Origin of the sequence: Pseudomonas juntendi (assembly GCF_009932375.1) — a bacterium.
GTDB classification, from domain to species: Bacteria; Pseudomonadota; Gammaproteobacteria; order Pseudomonadales; family Pseudomonadaceae; genus Aquipseudomonas; species Aquipseudomonas juntendi.
The window spans coordinates 1-18,820 of the sequence record NZ_BLJG01000179.1 but is presented as its reverse complement, the minus strand read 5'-3'; the positions used below and the strand labels follow the sequence as shown (position 1 = coordinate 18,820).

The 18,820-nt window shown below is 63.8% G+C and carries 17 protein-coding genes and 1 pseudogene; 12 read left to right on the top strand and 6 right to left on the bottom strand.

The annotated features are described in order from the left end of the window. The 4 genes from GYA94_RS20680 to GYA94_RS20665 form a co-directional block, all read left to right on the top strand. Window positions 1-279, top strand: a 279-nt coding sequence (locus tag GYA94_RS20680; protein WP_174824198.1) for an RsmD family RNA methyltransferase, incomplete at its 5' end; no start/stop codon positions are given. Between the two features lie 70 nt (window positions 280-349). After that, entirely contained in the window at window positions 350-1,684 is a 1,335-nt protein-coding gene (locus tag GYA94_RS20675) for a M16 family metallopeptidase (protein WP_174824197.1), read from the top strand. After that, window positions 1,681-3,078 carry a M16 family metallopeptidase gene (locus GYA94_RS20670; RefSeq protein ID WP_161892991.1) on the top strand — a complete coding sequence of 466 codons (1,398 nt, stop codon included), beginning with the start codon at window positions 1,681-1,683 and terminating at the stop codon, window positions 3,076-3,078. Before GYA94_RS20675 ends, GYA94_RS20670 begins: the two co-directional genes overlap by 4 nt. Before the next feature lie 60 nt (window positions 3,079-3,138). Next, window positions 3,139-4,131 (top strand): hydrolase, encoded by a 993-nt coding sequence (locus GYA94_RS20665; protein WP_161892990.1) that lies wholly within the window; start codon window positions 3,139-3,141, stop codon window positions 4,129-4,131. Window positions 4,132-4,164: 33 nt separating this feature from the next. On the opposite strand, the gene GYA94_RS20660 is transcribed toward GYA94_RS20665, so the two are convergent. Further along, window positions 4,165-5,019: a sulfurtransferase gene (locus tag GYA94_RS20660; protein WP_110679533.1), complete on the bottom strand. Its 855-nt coding sequence runs from the start codon at window positions 5,017-5,019 to the stop codon at window positions 4,165-4,167. A 48-nt stretch (window positions 5,020-5,067) separates the two neighbouring features. Beyond that, window positions 5,068-5,733, bottom strand: a complete 666-nt coding sequence (locus tag GYA94_RS20655; protein ID WP_029887460.1) for a TetR/AcrR family transcriptional regulator — start codon at window positions 5,731-5,733, stop codon at window positions 5,068-5,070. A 151-nt stretch (window positions 5,734-5,884) separates the two neighbouring features. Here GYA94_RS20655 and GYA94_RS20650 point away from each other — a divergent pair, with 151 nt between their 5' ends. From GYA94_RS20650 to GYA94_RS20630, 5 genes are all read left to right on the top strand, one after another. After that, on the top strand, window positions 5,885-7,315 hold the full coding sequence (locus tag GYA94_RS20650; RefSeq protein ID WP_161892989.1) for a coniferyl aldehyde dehydrogenase: 1,431 nt from the start codon (window positions 5,885-5,887) through the stop codon (window positions 7,313-7,315). Between the two features lie 10 nt (window positions 7,316-7,325). Then, entirely contained in the window at window positions 7,326-7,811 is a 486-nt protein-coding gene (locus GYA94_RS20645; RefSeq protein ID WP_161892988.1) for a twin-arginine translocation pathway signal protein, read from the top strand. Window positions 7,812-7,831: 20 nt separating this feature from the next. Beyond that, the gene (locus GYA94_RS20640; RefSeq protein ID WP_161892987.1) at window positions 7,832-9,430 is read left to right on the top strand and encodes a GMC family oxidoreductase; all 1,599 of its coding nucleotides are present in this window, start codon (window positions 7,832-7,834) and stop codon (window positions 9,428-9,430) included. A 112-nt stretch (window positions 9,431-9,542) separates the two neighbouring features. Next, window positions 9,543-10,028 carry a pantetheine-phosphate adenylyltransferase gene (gene coaD, locus GYA94_RS20635; protein ID WP_009683358.1) on the top strand — a complete coding sequence of 162 codons (486 nt, stop codon included), beginning with the start codon at window positions 9,543-9,545 and terminating at the stop codon, window positions 10,026-10,028. 102 nt (window positions 10,029-10,130) lie between these two features. Beyond that, on the top strand, window positions 10,131-10,382 hold the full coding sequence (locus tag GYA94_RS20630; protein WP_009683359.1) for a YfhL family 4Fe-4S dicluster ferredoxin: 252 nt from the start codon (window positions 10,131-10,133) through the stop codon (window positions 10,380-10,382). Window positions 10,383-10,541: 159 nt separating this feature from the next. Here the strand turns inward: GYA94_RS20630 and mutM are convergent, their stop codons facing one another. Together mutM and GYA94_RS20620 are read right to left on the bottom strand one after the other, a co-directional pair. Beyond that, complete coding sequence (gene mutM / locus GYA94_RS20625) at window positions 10,542-11,354, bottom strand: bifunctional DNA-formamidopyrimidine glycosylase/DNA-(apurinic or apyrimidinic site) lyase (protein ID WP_009683360.1); 813 nt, start codon at window positions 11,352-11,354, stop codon at window positions 10,542-10,544. A gap of 3 nt (window positions 11,355-11,357) precedes the next feature. Further along, window positions 11,358-12,176, bottom strand: coding sequence for an HDOD domain-containing protein (locus GYA94_RS20620; RefSeq protein WP_174824199.1), 819 nt, complete (start codon window positions 12,174-12,176; stop codon window positions 11,358-11,360). A 178-nt stretch (window positions 12,177-12,354) separates the two neighbouring features. Between GYA94_RS20620 and GYA94_RS20615 the strand changes: the two genes are divergently transcribed. Both GYA94_RS20615 and ilvD read left to right on the top strand, forming a co-directional pair. Further along, the gene (locus GYA94_RS20615) at window positions 12,355-13,551 is read left to right on the top strand and encodes a class I SAM-dependent rRNA methyltransferase (RefSeq protein WP_009683362.1); all 1,197 of its coding nucleotides are present in this window, start codon (window positions 12,355-12,357) and stop codon (window positions 13,549-13,551) included. A 326-nt stretch (window positions 13,552-13,877) separates the two neighbouring features. Continuing rightward, window positions 13,878-15,719, top strand: a complete 1,842-nt coding sequence (gene ilvD / locus GYA94_RS20610) for a dihydroxy-acid dehydratase (protein WP_009683363.1) — start codon at window positions 13,878-13,880, stop codon at window positions 15,717-15,719. Window positions 15,720-15,911: 192 nt separating this feature from the next. On the opposite strand, the gene GYA94_RS20605 is transcribed toward ilvD, so the two are convergent. After that, the gene (locus GYA94_RS20605; RefSeq protein WP_161892986.1) at window positions 15,912-16,967 is read right to left on the bottom strand and encodes an HAD family hydrolase; all 1,056 of its coding nucleotides are present in this window, start codon (window positions 16,965-16,967) and stop codon (window positions 15,912-15,914) included. 244 nt (window positions 16,968-17,211) lie between these two features. Between GYA94_RS20605 and GYA94_RS20600 the strand changes: the two genes are divergently transcribed. After that, a complete protein-coding gene (locus tag GYA94_RS20600; protein WP_009683365.1) occupies window positions 17,212-18,603 on the top strand; it encodes an L-cystine transporter in 1,392 nt (463 codons plus the stop codon). A 28-nt stretch (window positions 18,604-18,631) separates the two neighbouring features. Here GYA94_RS20600 and GYA94_RS27935 read toward each other — a convergent pair. Continuing rightward, window positions 18,632-18,820 (bottom strand): annotated as a pseudogene (locus GYA94_RS27935) (hypothetical protein); the annotation flags it as partial.

Here is an 18,820-nt window from a genome sequence, read left to right as displayed (position 1 = left end):
TGCCCGCGCGGGCAAATCCTGCAAACCGATGCCCTGCGCTACTTGCAGCACCCGGCCAAGCAGCAGTTCGACGTGGTGTTCCTCGACCCGCCATTCCACCAGGACCTGCTTGCCAACGCCTGCAACCTGCTGGAGCAGCACCAGTGGCTCAGCGAGCAAGCCTGGGTCTACACCGAGAGCGAAGCAGCGCCATCGGCCCTGCAACTGCCCGGCAACTGGCGTTTGCATCGCGAGAAAAAAACCGGCCAGGTGTATTACGCGCTGTGGCAGCGGGGCTAACTATGTAGCGCTGCCTACGGTGCCATTTCGCTGAAGCTGTTGCGGTTCACACAACCGGAGCACTTCAGCGATGACTTCACCTGCGCCCGTCACCCTCGACCAGGTCTCGGCAGGACTGGCATCTGTGGCTTCAGCCGCCCCCTTGCCACTGCAGCACTTCACCCTGAGCAACGGTTTGTCCGTCTACCTGCGGCCAGACCACACCAACCAGCTGGCCGCCGTGCAACTTTGGTATCACGTGGGTTCCAGCCATGAGCCCGCGGGCCACAGCAACCTGTCCCACCTCCTGGAACACCTGATTTTCGAAGGCAGCAGCAAACTTGCCGCCGGCCAATACTCGCGAGTGATCGCCCGCCTGGGCGGCAACGCCAATGCCAGCACCCATGAAGAGGCGACGGCGTATGAGATAACGCTGCCGGTCGCTCGCCTGCCAATCGCATTGGAGATCATGGCCGATGCCATGAACAGCGCGACCTTCGGCCAGGCAGAACTGGACCGGGAAAAGAAAGCCGTCGAGGACGAAAGGCGCCTCAAGTTGGACAACCACCCAGACCAACAGGCGTACGACCTTCACCTGGCGCTGGCCCATGGCGGCAATGCCTATGGGCTACCGAGCTTCGGTTCCCTGGCCGACCTTGCCGATATAGGACTGGAAACGCTGCGAACCTGGTATGCAACCTGGTACCGGCCCAACAACGCCACGCTGGTGGTGGTTGGCGGCATCGACCTGGCAACCCTGCGCACCCAGGTGGAGCAGCACTTCGCCGGCCTGCCGAGCGCGCCAGTGCCGAAGCGCCCCGTACCACGGCAAGACCAGCCGCTGCAGGCGCGCACGCAAACCGTGAGCCTGCCCGGGTTACGCGAAGGGCTGTTCATGTCGTTCAACGTTCCGAGCAGGGCCACCGCAGCGGATGCAGCCACTGCCCCTGCCCTCGAGTTGATCCGCGAGTTGCTGGCCGAGGGATTCAGCGCCAGGCTCTACAGTGACCTGGTGCGCGACAAACGCCTGCTCACCGGCATCAGCATCACCTATCAGCCCTTGTTGCAGGGTGACACGCTGCTGACCCTGTCAGCGTACGTGAACAGCATGAACAGCACGCCAGAACAGGCTGCACACGCTGTTTGCCAGCACCTCGAAGCACTGCGCAACACTGCGGTGCCCACTGCTGAGCTTGAACGCGCGAAATTGCGCATGCTTGCCCGCCGCCTGTTCACTGACAGCCAGGTGGCCCAAGCCGAGCGAATCGGCGAGGCCGCCGCTGCCGGCATCGCCGTCGCGGCCGTGGACCAAGACATCCAGATCATCCGCGACCTCGACAGCCAACAGGTGCAGCAAGTGGCACTTGCCTACCTGGGGCGCGAACGGTTGACCACCAGCTACCTTCAGCCAGGAGCAACAGCATGATCCAGGTACCCTCCCCGGCCCCCTTGCCGCTGACGTGCAACGGCCCGGCTGACGACACCGCCTTGGCGGCCATGGCCAACCTGCACTCGGCACAGGGTATCGACCTTGGCCACATTCCAGACCTGCAGGCCCACCCTGAGCACTGGCGAACGGCAGAAGGCACCCGCGTCAGCTTCCTCGCACGCCATGACCGGCCCATGTTCGACCTGGCATTACGCTTTCGCGCAGGCAGCGTACTCGACGGCGCCCACCCTGGGCTTGCGGCACTTGTGCTGTACAGCCTCGACCAAGGCACCGGGCAACTCGACGCCACGCGGTTCGCCGAGGATATGGCCGGTTTCGGCGCCATCCTGGGCAGGAGGATCAGCGACGACAGCGCCCTTGTCACCCTGCGCGCCCTGAGCCTGCCGGCACTGCGCGACAGCGCGATGCAACTGCTGACCGAGATGCTGGCCCGCCCGGCATTGCGCGCGGGCGATGTGGCCAAAATCGGCGAACGGCTCGTATTCAGCCAGGCCAGGTATGGCAACCATCCGCTGCTGCGGATTACCAAGGCGGCCACCGCGCATATCTTCAGCGGCCACCCCTACGCGGCCACCCTGACGGCGCAGACTATCGCCAGCATTGGCGATGACCAGATCCGGGCGTTCCACCAACAGGCGTATTCGGCCAACAACCTCGACATCGGCCTGGTGGGCAACCTGACCCGCGAGGAAGCACGGCAGCTTGTCGACGACCTGGTCCGGGCCCTGCCGCAAGGCTGGGCGGCGCAACGCACGCCATCGGTTCCCCACTACCAGGCATTGGACCTGAATCTCGCTGCGGCCAGCAGTACCACCCAGGCAACGCTCACCCTTGCAACGAACGTATCGGCCCAAGATCCGGTGTTCCCGGCCCTGTATCTGCTCAACGCAATCCTGGGCAGTAGCTACGAGTCGCGCCTTACCCAGGAATTGCGCACCCTGCGCAACCTCACCTACGCCATCTCCTGCGACCTGAGGCCGCTGGATGCCGCCAGCCAGTTGCAGATCCACTGGGATATCGCCCCCCAGTACCGGGATGCCTCTGGCGCGCTGGTGTCGGCGATTCTGGCATGCCTGCGTGAACACGGCCCCAGCCAGGCCGAATGCGACATGGCGGTGAACCAGATCGCCGGTAAACTGCACCACAGCCTGGCAGACCGCGCGAGAATGGCCCAGGCCTTGGCCACCTACAGCCACCAAGGCTTGGCGCCAGACCACCTGGGCGCCTTCCTCGGTAAACTGTCGGCGCTTACGCCTGCCAATCTGCGTGAAGCGGCGCAAGTCTGGTTGCAGGCCCCACAGGTATTCGTCACCAGCGGCCCGGTTACCGAGCAATTGCCATTACCCAAACCGACCGCGCTCGACCAATAGCGCAGGTACAAAGGCGCTGTTTCGTGGCACTCTAGGCTGGCACATCACGAGTCGCCCAGCATGCCTAGCTTCAGCGCCCCTTTCCGTCCGGCCATCGGCCTGTCCAACCCGCATCTGCAGACATTGTGGGGCCCCCTGTGGCGCAAGCTGCCAGCGCTTGCGCGCAACCGGGAGCGCCTGTGGCTGGCTGATGGCGACTTCATCGACCTGGACTGGCATGGCCCGCACCAGCCGCAGGCGCCGCTGGTACTGGTGTTGCACGGGCTCACCGGTTCCTCTCACTCACCCTATGTGAAGGGCTTGCAGCAAACCCTGCAAGCGCGGGGCTGGGCTAGCGTGGCGGTGAACTGGCGCGGCTGCTCGGGCGAACCCAACCTGTTGCCCCGAAGCTATCACTCCGGCGCCAGCGAAGACCTGGCGGAGATCATCGCCCACCTGCGCGCCCAGCGCCCACTGGCACCGCTGTATGCGGTGGGTTATTCGCTGGGCGGCAATGTGTTGTTGAAATACCTGGGTGAAAGCGGCGTCGCCAGCCAGCTGGAGGCTGCGGTAGCGGTCTCGGTACCGTTTCGTCTGGACCACTGCGCAGACCGCATCGGCCAGGGATTTTCCAAGGTGTACCAGGCGCACTTCATGCGCGAAATGCTGGCGTATGTACAACTCAAGCAGCGGCACTTCCATGCCCAGGGCCAGCATGACCGGTTGGCCGAACTCGAACGCCTGGGCCAGCTGAGCAACCTGCGCACGTTCTGGGAGTTCGACGGCAAGGTCACGGCACCCTTGAACGGTTTTCGCGATGTGCACGACTACTATCGCCGCTCGTCGAGCCACTTCTTTCTTGGCCAGAACCGCACGCCAACGCTGATCATTCAGTCCAGTGACGACCCGTTCGTGTCCAGCCACAGCTTGCCGACCGCGCGGGAACTGGCCCCCCAGACCCGTTTCGAGCTGCACCGCCGCGGCGGCCATGTGGGCTTTGTCGATGGCAGCCTGCGCAGGCCCGGGTACTACCTGGAACGGCGGATTCCGCAGTGGCTGGTGGAGGGCCAGTAACGTCCCTCCATGCCCTGCTCGCGGCTGAGGTACCTATTCGCCGGTGGCCACCCCATGCTTCGGATCAGTGATCCACTCACTCCACGACCCGGCATACAGCTTGCCCAGCGGGTAACCTGCCAGCGCCAGTGCAAACAGGTTGTGGCATGCCGTCACCCCCGACCCGCAGTAAGACACCACGTGCTCCGGTGCCCGCCCGGCCAGCTTTTCGGCAAAGCGCTGCCTGAGCTGATCGGCCGGCAAAAAGCGCCCGTCAGGCCCCAGGTTGTCAGTAAACGCCGCGCACTGCGCGCCGGGGATATGCCCTGCCACCGGGTCGATGGGCTCCACCTCGCCGCGAAAACGCGGCAATGCCCGCGCATCGATCAGGGTCAGGTCTGCATTGCCCAGGCGCTTGGCCAGGTGGTCGGCATCGATCAGCAGCGCGGGGTCTGGCTCGCCGCTGAACGTGCCTTGGCGCTTGGGTGCAGGGTCCAGGCTCAGGGGCAGGTGCGCTGCATGCCAGGCCTTCAGGCCACCGTCGAGGATCGCCACGCCGCTGCGCTTGCCCAACCAGACCAGCAGCCACCAGGCACGGGCAGCAAAGGCGCCGGGGCCGTCGTCGTACAGCACCACTTCGCTGTCGTTGTCCACACCCCACTCACGCAAGCGCTCGACCAGCCGCTGCGCATCGGGCAACGGGTGGCGCCCGGTACGCCCCTTGCTCACCGGCCCGCTGAGATCGCGGTCGAGGTCGGCAAAATGCGCACCGGCTATGTGCCCTTGCGCATAGCTGCGTTGGCCATAGTCGACATCTTCAAGGGCAAAGCGGCAGTCGAGGATCACCGATTTGGGCGAGCCCAGACGCTCGGCCAATTGTTGCGGGGTGATCAATTGCGCAAGGGGCATGACAATCTCCTGATCAATGGCACAAAGCAATGACACTGGCGCCCCGGGTTACAGCTCCAGGGCCTGGTTGAACGGTACCTGAAATTCCTGGCACAGCGCGTCCACCGCGTGGCGGGCACTGTCGGTGACGAAACCCAGCTCCAGCACCAGTACCTGGTAGACGCCGCGCATGAAGGCTTCTTCACCCAGGTGCGCGGAGTGCTCGCGGGTGGTGCTGAGAAAACGTACCCACGAGGTCAGCACGATCCAGGCGTTGATGGTCAGCGATTCGATCTGCGCCGGCGCCATGGCCAGGATGCCTGCCTCGACGAAGCCGCGATAGATCGCCTGGCCCTGGCGCAGGCAGCGCTCGGAGAAGCGCCGGTAGCGGGCGGCCAGTTCGGCATCGCTGTCCAGCAGATGCTCCAGGTCGCGGTGCAGGAAGCGGTAGTTCCACATCGCCGCCAATAGCGCCTTGAGGTAGAACCGCTTGTCTTCCACGGTCGCCGCACGCCCCTGCGGCGGGCGCAGGAAACTGTCCACCAGTTCTTCGTACTGGCTGAACAACACCGCGATGATCGCCTGCTTGTTAGGGAAGTGGTAATACAGGTTGCCGGGCGAAATTTCCATGTGTGCGGCAATGTGGTTGGTACTGACGCATCTCTCGCCCTGCTGGTTGAACAGCTCCAGGCTGTTCTGCACGATGCGCTCTCGGGTCTTCATGCGCGGGGCCATGCTCAAGCTCCCAGTCTGCAGGCGTTGATAAAGGTTCATCTTACGGCGATTCACCCGGCTGATACACCGGTCTCTGCAAGGGTAATACTCGCGCCAACGCAGAAATTAGAGTATAGACTCTAGAAACCTCAAGCTCAGCCAGGAGACCGCCGTGACCTCGCCCATCGCCTTGCCTGCCGTGCATGCCGACCACGCCCTGGAGGCGACATTCAGCGCCCAGCGCCAGGCGTTCGCCGGCAACCCTCTGCCGCCGGCAACACAACGGCGGCAGTGGCTGAAAAGCTTGCGCGAGGCCCTGCTGGCCAACCAGCAGCAGCTGATCGCAGCAATCGATGCCGACTTCAACGGGCGCAGCGCCGATGAAACGTTGCTGGCCGAGCTTCTGCCCTCGGTGCAGGGCATACGCCATGCCGAGCGCCACCTGCAACGCTGGATGCGCCCTTCCAGGCGGGCCGTGGGGCTGGCATTCCAGCCGGCCAGCGCGCGGGTGCTTTACCAGCCGCTAGGCGTTGTCGGCATCATCGTGCCGTGGAATTACCCGCTGTTTCTCGCCATCGGCCCGCTCACCTGTGCCCTGGCCGCTGGCAACCGGGTCATGCTCAAGCTCAGCGAGGCCACCCCGGCTACTGGCCAGGCCTTGCAGGCCCTGCTGCAACGGGTGTTTCCCGAGGACCTGGTCAGTGTGGTGCTTGGCGAGGTCGAGGTCGGCCAGGCGTTCGCTCGCCTGCCGTTCGATCACCTGCTGTTCACCGGGGCCACCAGCATAGGCCGCCAGGTCATGCTGGCGGCCGCGCAAAACCTGACGCCGGTGACCTTGGAGTTGGGCGGCAAATCCCCGGCCATCGTGTCGGCCAGCGTACCGCTGGAAACAGCCGCCGAGCGCATCGCCTTCGGCAAGACGCTCAACGCCGGCCAGACCTGCGTCGCCCCCGACTACGTGCTGGTGCCGCGCGAGCGCCTGAATGCTTTCGCCGATGCCTACGGCACCGCCGTACGGCGCATGTACCCTCGCATTGCCGACAACCCTGACTACAGCGCCATCATCAACCCCCGGCAACTGGCACGCCTTGAGCACCTGCTGCAGGACGCGCGCGGCAAAGGTGCGCAGGTGAGCGACCTGTACGCCCACGAGACACGCCAGGGGCGGCGCCTGCCGCCACACGTGCTGACCAAGGTGAACGACACCATGCAGGTCATGCAGGACGAAATATTCGGCCCGCTGCTGCCGCTGGTGCCCTACGACACGCTCGATGACGCGCTGGCCTACATCAACCAGCGCCCGCGGCCCTTGGCGCTGTACTACTTCGGCTACGACCGCGGCGAACAGCAACAGGTGTTGCAGCACAGCCATTCCGGCGGGGTATGCCTGAACGACACCTTGCTGCATGTGGCTCAGGACGACCTGCCGTTCGGTGGCATAGGCCCCTCGGGCATGGGGCACTACCACGGCCACGAAGGCTTCCTGACCTTCAGCAAGGCCAAGGCGGTACTGGCCAAGCAACGCTTCAACGCCGCACGGCTGATTTACCCGCCTTACGGCAAAGCCCTGCAGCGCCTGGTCTACAAGTTGTTCATCCGCTGAGGCCTGGGCCATGCACCGTCGTGACCTGCTGCGTTTCAGCGTTGCCGCGAGCACCTTCCTGGCCGGTGCCAGCCTGGTGGGCTGCAGCGCACAAACGGCCGCGCCGGGGTTTCAGGCGCTGCGCCACGATGACCTGCCACTGCTGCGCGCGCTGATACCGGTGGTGCTCAGCGGCACGCTGGCCACCGATACGCTGGTACTGCGCAGCCTCGATTACAAGCTGGCAGCGCTGTCGCCGGAGATGCTCAAACTTACCCGGCAATTGTTCGACGTGCTCAGCCTGCCGCTGACCCGCGGCCCACTGACCGGCATCTGGGGGGCCTGGGCCCAGGCCGCGCCCGCCCAGGTCGAGGCTTTCCTGCTGCGCTGGCAGGGCAGCTCGCTGAACCTGCTGCGCATGGGCCATGCCTCGCTGCTGCAACTGCTGCAAATGGCCTGGTACGAGCGCCCTGAGTCCTGGGCCGCCTGCGGCTACCCCGGCCCACCGAAAATCTGAACACGACAAGAGCATCGCCAATGCCTGTGCCTGACCCGTTTCGCCAAGGCCTCGACCGCGGCTGGATCACCCACGACGCCTCACGCCTGGAACATGACCTGCAACTGCACGCCGATATCGCCGTGATCGGCAGCGGTGCCGGCGGCGCCACCAGCGCACAGCGGCTCAGCGCCGCGGGCTTCAAGGTCTTGCTGATTGAAGAAGGCCCGCTGAAGACCAGCAGCGACTTCAAGCTGCTGGAGCACGAAGCCTATGCCAGCCTCTATCAGGAGGGCCTGGGGCGCATGAGCAAGGATGGCGCCATTACCATCCTGCAAGGCCGTGCCGTAGGCGGCACCACGCTGGTGAACTGGACGTCGAGTTTTCGCACCCCGCCGCAGACCCTGGCGCACTGGGCCTCGGCCCATGGCGTACAAGGGCTCGGCGAAGATGAGCTGCGCCCTTGGTTCGAGCGCATGGAACTGGAGCTGGGTATCACACCCTGGGCCATGCCACCGAATGCCAACAACGACGTGCTGCGCCGTGGCTGCGAACAACTGGGTTATCGCTGGGCAGTCATCCCGCGCAACGTGCGCGGCTGCTGGAACCTGGGTTACTGCGGCATGGGTTGCCCGGTGAATGCCAAGCAATCGATGCTGGTGACACGCATTCCCGCCACCCTCGAACAGGGCGGCGAGCTGCTTTACCTGGCCCGGGCCGAGCGCTTCAGCCACAACGGCGAGCGCATCCAACACCTGACCTGCCAGGCCCTGGATACGCAAGGCATCCACCCGACAGGTCGGCAAGTGACGGTACACGCCCGCCATTACATCCTGGCAGGCGGCGGCATCAACAGCCCGGCCCTGCTGCTGCGCTCCAATGCCCCCGACCCGCATGCCCGCCTGGGCAAACGCACCTTCCTGCACCTGGTCAACTTCAGCGCCGCACGCTTCAACGAACGCATCGACCCCTACTACGGCGCGCCGCAGTCGATCTACAGCGACCATTTCCAGTGGCAGCACGGCACGGAGGGGCCGGTGGGCTACAAGCTCGAAGTACCGCCGCTGCACCCGGCCCTGGCCAGCACCCTGCTGGGTGGCCATGGCCAGGACAATGCCCGGCGCATGGCCGAACTGCCCAATACCCATGTCATGCTGGCCTTGCTGCGCGACGGGTTTCACCCGCAAAGCCAGGGCGGCAGCGTTGAACTGCGCGGCGACGGCTCCCCCGTGCTCGATTACCCGGTCACCGACTACCTGCGTGACGGCTTGCGGCGCGCCTACCGCAGCATGGCGCAGGTCCAGTTCGCCGCCGGCGCGGCCGAGGTAACCCCGGTGCACAGCGATGCCAGCGCCGCTGCCAGCCTGGAACAGGCCTTGGCCATGATCGACCGCCTACCGTTGGAGCCTTTCCGTACGCGCCTGGGCAGCGCCCATGTGATGGGTGGTTGCGCCATGGGCGAAGACCCGCGCCAGGCGGTGTGCGACAGCCTGGGCCGCCATCACCAGCTGGAAAACCTGTCGGTTCACGACGGCTCGCTGTTCCCCACCAGCATCGGCGCCAACCCGCAGCTGTCGGTGTATGCCATCAGCGCCAGGCTCAGCGAAGCGTTGGCTACCCGCCTGGCACACAACGCATGACAACGAATACACGCCCTGTCTATAGTGCCATCAGCCGGCCGCATGACTTGGCCGGGGCGCCGTCGCTGCGCTACCATCCGACTCCCCAACGCACTCCAGCCAGGATGACGCGATGAACCGAGTGTTGTACCCGGGTACTTTCGACCCCATTACCAAAGGCCACGGCGACCTGGTCGAGCGCGCTTCGCGCCTGTTCGACCACGTGATCATCGCAGTGGCGGCCAGCCCGAAGAAAAACCCGCTGTTCCCGCTGGAGCAACGTGTCGCGCTCGCCCGTGAGGTCACCAAGCACCTGCCCAATGTCGAAGTCATCGGCTTCTCTTCGCTGCTGGCGCATTTCGCCAAGGAACAGGGCGCCAATGTGTTGCTGCGCGGCCTGCGTGCGGTTTCCGACTTCGAATACGAGTTCCAGTTGGCGAACATGAACCGGCAGCTGGCACCCGATGTCGAGAGCCTGTTCCTGACGCCGTCAGAGCGCTATTCGTTCATTTCCTCGACCCTGGTCCGGGAAATCGCCGCATTGGGCGGTGATATCAGCAAATTCGTCCACCCTGCGGTGGCCGAGGCACTGACCGAGCGTTTCAAGAAGCAAGCCTGACCGCCTGATTGTCGCGCCCGCGTGCACTGCGGGCGCGAATGCGGCACAATTGTGCCCATTGCGTTGAACATGCCCGGGCGCTGAGCCCCGGCCGGAGTCCCCATGTCCCTGATCATTACCGACGATTGCATCAATTGCGACGTCTGCGAACCCGAGTGCCCGAACGAGGCCATCTCCCAAGGCGAAGAGATCTACGTGATCGACCCCAACCTGTGCACCCAGTGCGTGGGTCATTACGACGAGCCGCAGTGCCAGCAGGTCTGCCCGGTCGATTGCATCCCGCTGGATGAGGCGCACCCGGAAACCGAAGAGCAATTGATGGCCAAGTACCGGCGTATTACCGGCAAGGCCTGAACCCTCAGCCCTGCGCGGTTTCTGTAGGAGCGGCCTTGCGTCGCGATGGGCCGCACAGCGGCCCCGGCGGTTTCTGCGCAAACGCTGAAATTTTTGGGGGCGCTTCGCACCCCATCGCGACACAAGGCCGCTCCTACAGGACGGCAATCACCTGTAGCCTCAGCGCTGGCAGCGTGGGCAGAACACGCTCGCCCGCTGCCCCAGCTTCACTTCGCGCAGCTCCGTACCGCATACCTTGCACGGCTGCCCAGCCCGCCCGTACACGAACAGGGTCTGCTGGAAGTACCCCGGCTGCCCGTCACCGCCGATGAAATCGCGCAAGGTGGTACCGCCCTGCTCGATCGCCGCCGCCAGTACCCGCTTGATCTCGATCGCCAGCTTCAGGTAACGCGCCCGGGAAATACCCCCGGCCGCACGGCGTGGATCGATGCCGGCAGCGAATAGCGCCTCGCTGGCGTAGATGTTGCCCACCCCCACCACCACCGCGTTATCCATGATGAACGGCTTGACCGCCATCGAGCGCCCACGGGACAGCTGGAACAGCCGCTCGCCGTCGAACAGGTCGGTCAGCGGCTCCGGCCCCAGGCGCAATAGCAGCTCGTGGCGCAACGGGTCCTGGCTCCAGAGCATGGCACCAAAACGGCGAGGGTCGGTGTAGCGCAGCATCAGCCCCGACTCCAGCTCGATATCGACATGCTCATGCTTGGCCGCCGGCAAGCCCTGCTCGACCAGGCGCAAGTTGCCCGACATGCCCAGATGGCTGATCAGGGTGCCAACTTCGGCATTGATCAGCAGGTACTTGGCGCGCCGTTCGACAGTGACGATGCGCTGCCCCGACAGGCGCACATCGAGGTCTTCGGGAATGGGCCAGCGCAAGCGCCGGTCACGCACCACTACGCGGCTGACGCGCTGGCCTTCCAGGTGCGGCGCAATACCGCGCCGGGTGGTTTCTACTTCGGGTAATTCCGGCATGTGTCAGTGCCCGCCCAACTCACGAATGTTCTGCTTGAGGTTTTCGAAATCGTAATCCGACAGGCCAATGTAATCGAGCACCAGCGGGCCGACCACACGCCATTCGTGGTCGACTGCCTGGTTGCCCAGCACCCGGTAGGAGGCACAGATATGCTCGGCCATCTTCAGCACCGCCAGCAGGTTTTTCAGCTGGCTCTGGGTGTTGCGCGCAGTGTCGTCGCGGAACACTGCCAGGGCATTGTGGTGGTTGGCGATGGCGGCAGTGAGGTGCTCCGGCAGGCGCCAGGACTTGGCGGTGAAGTAGCCGACCACCGAATGGTTGGTATTGAAGGCGCGGTTTTCGGTATCCACCACCCGCGTTTCGCCGCCGGCCTTGGCATAGGCTTCTTCCAGCACCTCCATGTAGTTGGGGAAGCGCTTGAGCATCAACGGCACGCCACAGTCGTGGAACAGGCCCAGGGTGTAGGCCTCGTCCGCGGGCTGGATACCGGTGCGCTTGGCCAGGGTCAGGCAGGTCATCGCCACGTCCTGGGCGGTATCCCAGAAGCGGTTGAGGGTAACGATGGTCTCGTCGCTCATCTCGCCTTTGATCGACTGGGCGTTGATCAGGTTGATGATCGAACGGCTGCCCAGCAGGTTCACCGCACGCTGGATCGAACCGATCTTGTTGGACAGGCCAAAATGCGGCGAATTGACCAGCTTGAGCAAGGCGCCGGACAGGCCTGGGTCCTGGGAAATCAACTTGGCGATGGTTTCCAGGTCCGGGTCAGGCATGTACTGCTCGAACTGCAGGTCAACCATGATCTGCGGTTGCGGCGGGATGGTGATGCCTTGCAAGGCTTGCTGGATCTGTTCGGCGCTGAGTTCTTGGGACATACGTGCACACTCGTTTAGGACGGTGGATTCTAACCCAGTTGGCCGTGCCGGCGCTTTGTCGTACCTCGAACCGAAGTGCCGGCCAACAAGGTATAATCCCGCTCTTTTTTCCCGGAGCGACGTCATGTCCCTGCCCAGCCTTCGCCTCAAAGCCAATGCCGACCGCCGCCTGCGCGCCGGCCACCTGTGGGTCTACAGCAACGAAGTCGATGTCAGCGCGACCCCACTGCAAGGCTTCCAGGCCGGCCAGCAGGCCATTCTCGAGGCGGCCAACGGCAAACCGTTGGGCATCGTCGCACTTAGCCCGAACAACCTGATCTGCGCACGCCTGCTGTCGCGCGACATCAAGCTGCCGCTGGACAAGTCGCTGCTGGTGCACCGCCTCAATGTCGCCCTGTCGCTGCGCGAGCGCCTGTTCGACCAGCCGTGCTACCGCCTGGTCTATGGCGATTCCGACCTGCTGCCAGGGCTGGTGGTCGACCGCTTCTTCGACATCCTCGTGGTTCAGCTGGCCTCGGCCACCATGGAAGCGCACAAGGACGACGTGATCGCTGCCCTGGTGCAAGTGCTCAAACCAAGCGGCATCCTGTTCAAGAACGATTCCGCCGCCCGTGACGCCGAAGGCTTGCAGCGCTATGTGGAGACCGTCTACGGCGAGGTGCCGGACTGGGTGCCGCTGGAAGAGAACGGCGTCAAGTTCGAAGCCCCGGTGCGTGAAGGCCAGAAGACCGGCTGGTTCTACGACCACCGCATGAACCGTGCGCGCCTGGCGCCGTACGTCAAGGGCAAGCGTGTGCTCGACCTGTTCAGCTACATCGGTGGCTGGGGCGTGCAGGCAGGTGCTTTCGGCGCCAGCGAAGTGTTCTGCGTCGATGCCTCGGGCTTTGCCCTGGATGGCGTGGAACGTAACGCGGCGCTGAACGGCATCGGCGAAAAGCTGACCTGCATCGAAGGCGATGTGTTCGAAGCCCTGCGCGAACTGAAGGCTGCCGAAGAACGCTTCGACGTGATCATTGCCGACCCACCCGCGTTCATCAAGCGCAAGAAAGACCTGAAGAACGGCGAGGCGGCCTACCGCCGGCTGAACGAACAGGCCATGCGCATGCTGAGCAAGGACGGCATCCTGGTCAGCGCCTCGTGCTCCATGCACCTGCCCGAGGACGACCTGCACAACATTCTGCTGACCAGCGCCCGCCACCTGGACCGCAACCTGCAGCTGCTCGAGCGCGGCGGCCAGGGCCCCGACCACCCGGTGCACCCGGCCATTGCCGAAACCCGCTACATCAAGAGCATCACCTGCCGGTTGCTGCCCAACAGCTAGCGGCAAGCTGCTAGCTGCAAGCTGCAAGCGCGCCAAGTCGGCTCTGTCTTGTAGCTTGTAGCTTGTAGCTTGTAGCTTGTAGCTTGTAGCTTGTAGCTTGTAGCTAGCCACTTGTATCTGAAGCATTCCTTCGCCGCGCCAGGGGTGTAGAATCGGCCTATTCATCGCCAGTCATCCCCGGCGGGTTTATGAGCTCTGGTCAAGCCCGCGGCGATCCCGCGCAGTCTTCGGCCTCATCCGTGCCAGTGGCAACCGGCCTGCGGTACAAAGGACAAGAGAAGCTCACTCCCCTTTTTGTGACCTGATTAAGCCGCCAGGAGTGTTTCATGCCTGATTATCGTTCCAAGACTTCCACCCAGGGCCGCAACATGGCCGGCGCCCGTGCCCTGTGGCGCGCCACCGGCATGAAGGACGAAGACTTCAAGAAACCGATCATCGCCATCGCCAACTCGTTCACCCAGTTCGTCCCGGGCCACGTGCACCTGAAGGACTTGGGCCAGCTGGTCGCCCGCGAAATCGAACGCGCCGGTGGCGTGGCCAAGGAATTCAACACCATCGCGGTCGACGACGGCATCGCCATGGGCCACGACGGCATGCTGTACTCGCTGCCCAGCCGCGAGATCATTGCCGACGCCGTGGAATACATGGTCAACGCCCACTGCGCCGATGCCATCGTGTGCATCTCCAACTGCGACAAGATCACCCCCGGCATGCTGATGGCCGCCCTGCGCCTGAACATCCCGGTGATCTTCGTCTCGGGCGGCCCGATGGAAGCCGGCAAGACCAAGCTGGCCAGCCACGGCCTGGACCTGGTCGACGCCATGGTCATCGCCGCCGACTCCAGCGCATCCGACGAGAAAGTCGCCGAGTACGAGCGCAGCGCCTGCCCGACCTGCGGTTCGTGCTCCGGCATGTTCACCGCCAACTCGATGAACTGCCTGACCGAAGCCCTGGGCCTGGCCCTGCCGGGCAACGGCTCGACCCTGGCCACCCACTCGGACCGCGAGCAGCTGTTCCTGACGGCCGGGCGCACCATCGTCGAACTGTGCAAACGCTACTACGGCGAAAACGACGAGTCGGTACTGCCACGCAGCATCGCAAACTTCAAGGCGTTCGAGAACGCCATGATGCTCGACATCGCCATGGGCGGCTCGACCAATACCATCCTGCACCTGCTGGCCGCGGCCCAGGAAGGCGAGGTGGCCTTCGACCTGCGCGACATCGACCGCCTGTCGCGCAAAGTGCCGCAGCTGTGCAAAGTGGCGCCGAACATTCAGAAGTACCACATGGAAGACGTGCACCGCGCTGGCGGCATCTTCAGCATCCTCGGCTCGCTGGCGCGTGGCGGCCTGCTGCACACCGACCTGCCGACCGTGCACAGCCGCAGCATGGAAGAAGCCATCGCCAAATGGGACATCACCCAGACTGACGACGAAGCCGTGCACACCTTCTTCAAGGCCGGCCCAGCCGGGATCCCGACCCAGACCGCGTTCAGCCAGTCGACCCGCTGGGAAACCCTGGATGACGACCGCGAGAACGGCTGCATCCGCAGCTTCGAGCACGCCTATTCGCAAGAAGGCGGCCTGGCCGTGCTGTACGGCAACATCGCGCTGGATGGTTGCGTGGTGAAGACCGCCGGTGTCGACGAGTCGATCCACGTGTTCGAGGGTACCGCGAAGATCTTCGAAAGCCAGGACAGCGCCGTGCGCGGCATCCTCGCCGACGAAGTGAAGGCCGGCGACATCGTGATCATCCGCTACGAAGGCCCGAAAGGCGGCCCGGGCATGCAGGAAATGCTCTACCCGACCTCGTACCTGAAGTCCAAAGGCCTGGGCAAGGCCTGCGCCCTGCTGACCGACGGCCGCTTCTCGGGTGGCACCTCGGGCCTTTCCATCGGCCACGCCTCGCCGGAGGCTGCTGCAGGCGGCGCCATCGGCCTGGTGCGCGACGGTGACAAGGTACTGATCGACATTCCCAACCGTTCGATCAACCTGCTGGTCAGTGATGAAGAGCTGGCTGCGCGCCGTGTAGAGCAGGACAAGAAAGGCTGGAAACCGGCTGAAGTCCGCCCGCGCAAGGTGACCACCGCACTGAAGGCTTATGCGTTGCTGGCGACCAGTGCCGACAAGGGTGCTGTGCGTAACAAGGCGATGCTCGAAGGGCTGTAAGGCGCTTTGGGTGTGAAAGAAGAACCGGCGCCCTGAGCGCCGGTTTTTTATGTCCTGTTGTTTATATGCTGCCTGATCCGGCCCTATCGCCGGCAAGCCAGCTCCCACAGGAAATACACAGGCCTTCAAAACTGCGGGGTTCCTGTGGGAGCTGGCTTGCCGGCGATAGGGCCAGCGCAGGCGACACAACAACTACTGAATCTGCTCCGGCGTCACGATCACCCAGTTCTTGTCCGCCGTCACCGGCAACCCTTCCTTGGCCTGCGCCGCCGCCTGCTTGGCAATCATGCCGTTCAACTGGTCCATGTACTTGGCCTTGCGGTTGATCCACAGGTGGATACCGCCCTTGCCGACGTCTACCCCATGAAACTGCATGTAGCCATCACTGGTTGGCGTGTCACCGCCCACCAGCACCGGCTTCTTCCACTCATCGATGTAAGTCAGGATCGCCGCCTGCTTGCCCGCCATCCAGGTGGCCGGGGTCCACAGGTACGGGGTCAGCTCCAGCCCTTCGTTGGCTTTGGCGTCATAGTGCCCGGCACTGATCTGCTTGCGCGCGGTGGTCAACTGGCCGTTGGCGCGGTCCTTGAGCAGCAGGCTCACGCCAATCACATTCTGCGGCTTCACGTTGTAGCCGTACTTGGGGTCCGAAGCGACCATGCGCACCAACTCTTCAGAGGCGGCAGAAATCACATAGACCTCGATGCCGTTTTCCATCAGCTTGTTGTACAGCTCGGCCTGGCCCTTGAACACCTTGGGCGGCTGCACGTCGATCGCCTTCACCTGGTCGCCATCGTAATAGGTGCTGGGAATCGGCTGGGTCGAAGCCATCAGTTCGTCCACCTGCACCTTCAACTCCTTGAGGGTGAAGCCGGAAAACACCTGGGCGACCCACGGGTAGCACACCATGTCGTCGATTTCGCACAACCGGTAGTAGTAGCTGAACAGGCTTTCCTTGTGCTCGGCGGTGTCCTTGAACGGTATCAGCTTCAGCGACGGGTCGAGCTTGTCACGGTTCAGCAAGCCTTTGTTTTCCATGAACGGCAGCAAGGCTTCTTCCAGGTCATAGCGGTAACTGGTGTTGTCCATGTCGAACACCGCATAGTTACCTTTGTTGGCATTGGCAGCGATCATGCTGTCGAGCTGCCTGGCTGCATCGGCAGGCCAGTGCTTGAGCTCGGTGGCGAAGGTTTCGATACTGAACAGCAGGGACAAGCCGATAGCGGCAGCTTTCACGGCGACTTTCATGTACGAATCTCCTGAAATGATCTGCCAACGCTAGTGCAACCCGGCCGATGGGCGGCAGTCCACACCGACCTTCAGGCAGCAGTAAACGCCGTGTTCATTGCAATTTGCGACATGGCGTTATTCCATAAACGACTATGCACATTCCATTTGGGTATAAATTCGTTTGTTTTCAGGCTGTTAGCATTTCCGTTCGCAATCGCTCACAGAGGCGATGCCACCCTTTGCTTTCTCTGCTGGAGCTTCAATGAATCTGCCGCTGTCACTCAACCTGCTGGCATTCCTGGCCCTGTTGCTGGGCCTGGCACAAACCCGCCGCACCGACTGGAGCCTGGCCAAGAAGGTCTTGCTGGGCCTGGCGCTGGGGGTACTCTTCGGTTTGGCCCTGCACACCGTGTATGGCGCCGGTCACCCGGTGCTCAAGGCCACCATCGCCTGGCTCGACCTGGTCGGCAATGGCTATGTGGGCCTGTTGCAGATGATCGTCATGCCGCTGATCTTCGCCTCGATCCTCAGTGCCGTCGCGCGCCTGCACAACGCATCGTCGCTGGGCCGTATCAGCGTGTTGAGCATCGGCACCCTGCTGCTGACCACGGCCATTGCCGCGTTGATCGGCATCGTGCTGACCAACCTGTTCGGCCTCAGCGCCGAGGGCCTGGTGGCCGGCGCCCAGGAGAGCGCCCGCATGCAGGTCATCCACAGCGACTACGCAGGCAAGGTCGCCGACCTCAATATCCCCCAGTTGCTGTTGTCGTTCATTCCCAGCAACCCGGTAGGCGACCTGGCGCGGGCCAAGCCGACGTCGATCATCAGCGTGGTGATTTTTGCCGTGTTCGTCGGCCTGGCTGCCCTGCAACTGATCAAGGACGACGCCGAGCAAGGCGCACGTGCGCTGTCGGCCATCGACACCCTGCAGGCCTGGGTCATGCGCCTGGTACGGGTGGTGATGAAACTGACCCCATATGGCGTGCTGGCCCTGATGACCAAGGTGGTAGCCAGTTCGAACATGGAAGACATCCTCAAGCTGGGCAGCTTCGTGGTGGTGTCCTACCTGGGCCTGGCACTGATGTTCGTGGTTCACGGCATCATCCTCGCCGCCACCGGCGTCAGCCCGCTGCGTTTCTTCCGCAAGGTGTGGCCGGTGCTCACCTTCGCTTTCACCAGCCGCTCCAGCGCAGCCAGCATTCCGCTGAACATCGAAGCGCAAACCCGCCGCCTGGGCGTGCCGCAGTCGATTGCCAGCTTCAGCGCCTCGTTCGGCACCACCATCGGCCAGAACGGCTGTGCGGGGCTCTACCCCGCCATGCTGGCGGTCATGGTCGCGCCTGCGGTAGGCATCGATACCTTCGACCCGCTGTGGATCGCCACCCTGGTGGCCATCGTCACGCTGAGTTCGGCGGGGGTTGCCGGCGTGGGCGGCGGCGCCACCTTCGCCGCGCTGATCGTGTTGCCGGCCATGGGCTTGCCGGTGGAACTGGTGGCGTTGCTGATTTCGGTCGAGCCGCTGATCGACATGGGCCGTACAGCGTTGAACGTGAATGGCTCGATGACTGCCGGGGTGGTCACCAGCCAGTTGCTGAAAGAGACCGACAAGGACGTGCTGGCCGACGATGAACATGCCGAGCTGAGCCATACCTGACAGATTGCCAGCTCCCACAGGGATTGCATCAGGGCTGACAGGTGTTTGCCACAAGATATGCGGCGCCTGTGAGATCGAGCGCCGCCCGCGCGGCGCAATCGCGAGCTGCGCTCGCTCCTACGTTTGTTTCGGGCCAATTATGCCTGTGGGATTTGTGCGCGAACGCCTTGGTGCATGCCTCGATATCGCGCGGTACACCAAGGCGTTCGCGCACAAA

Coding starts and splice junctions, on each gene's coding strand:
- GYA94_RS20675 (WP_174824197.1), top strand. CDS start 350: ATGACTTCACCTGCGCCCGTCACCCTCGACCAGGTCTCGGCAGGACTG.
- GYA94_RS20670 (WP_161892991.1), top strand. CDS start 1,681: ATGATCCAGGTACCCTCCCCGGCCCCCTTGCCGCTGACGTGCAACGGC.
- GYA94_RS20665 (WP_161892990.1), top strand. CDS start 3,139: ATGCCTAGCTTCAGCGCCCCTTTCCGTCCGGCCATCGGCCTGTCCAAC.
- GYA94_RS20660 (WP_110679533.1), bottom strand. CDS start 5,019: ATGCCCCTTGCGCAATTGATCACCCCGCAACAATTGGCCGAGCGTCTG.
- GYA94_RS20655 (WP_029887460.1), bottom strand. CDS start 5,733: ATGGCCCCGCGCATGAAGACCCGAGAGCGCATCGTGCAGAACAGCCTG.
- GYA94_RS20645 (WP_161892988.1), top strand. CDS start 7,326: ATGCACCGTCGTGACCTGCTGCGTTTCAGCGTTGCCGCGAGCACCTTC.
- GYA94_RS20640 (WP_161892987.1), top strand. CDS start 7,832: ATGCCTGTGCCTGACCCGTTTCGCCAAGGCCTCGACCGCGGCTGGATC.
- coaD (WP_009683358.1), top strand. CDS start 9,543: ATGAACCGAGTGTTGTACCCGGGTACTTTCGACCCCATTACCAAAGGC.
- GYA94_RS20630 (WP_009683359.1), top strand. CDS start 10,131: ATGTCCCTGATCATTACCGACGATTGCATCAATTGCGACGTCTGCGAA.
- mutM (WP_009683360.1), bottom strand. CDS start 11,354: ATGCCGGAATTACCCGAAGTAGAAACCACCCGGCGCGGTATTGCGCCG.
- GYA94_RS20615 (WP_009683362.1), top strand. CDS start 12,355: ATGTCCCTGCCCAGCCTTCGCCTCAAAGCCAATGCCGACCGCCGCCTG.
- ilvD (WP_009683363.1), top strand. CDS start 13,878: ATGCCTGATTATCGTTCCAAGACTTCCACCCAGGGCCGCAACATGGCC.
- GYA94_RS20605 (WP_161892986.1), bottom strand. CDS start 16,967: ATGAAAGTCGCCGTGAAAGCTGCCGCTATCGGCTTGTCCCTGCTGTTC.
- GYA94_RS20600 (WP_009683365.1), top strand. CDS start 17,212: ATGAATCTGCCGCTGTCACTCAACCTGCTGGCATTCCTGGCCCTGTTG.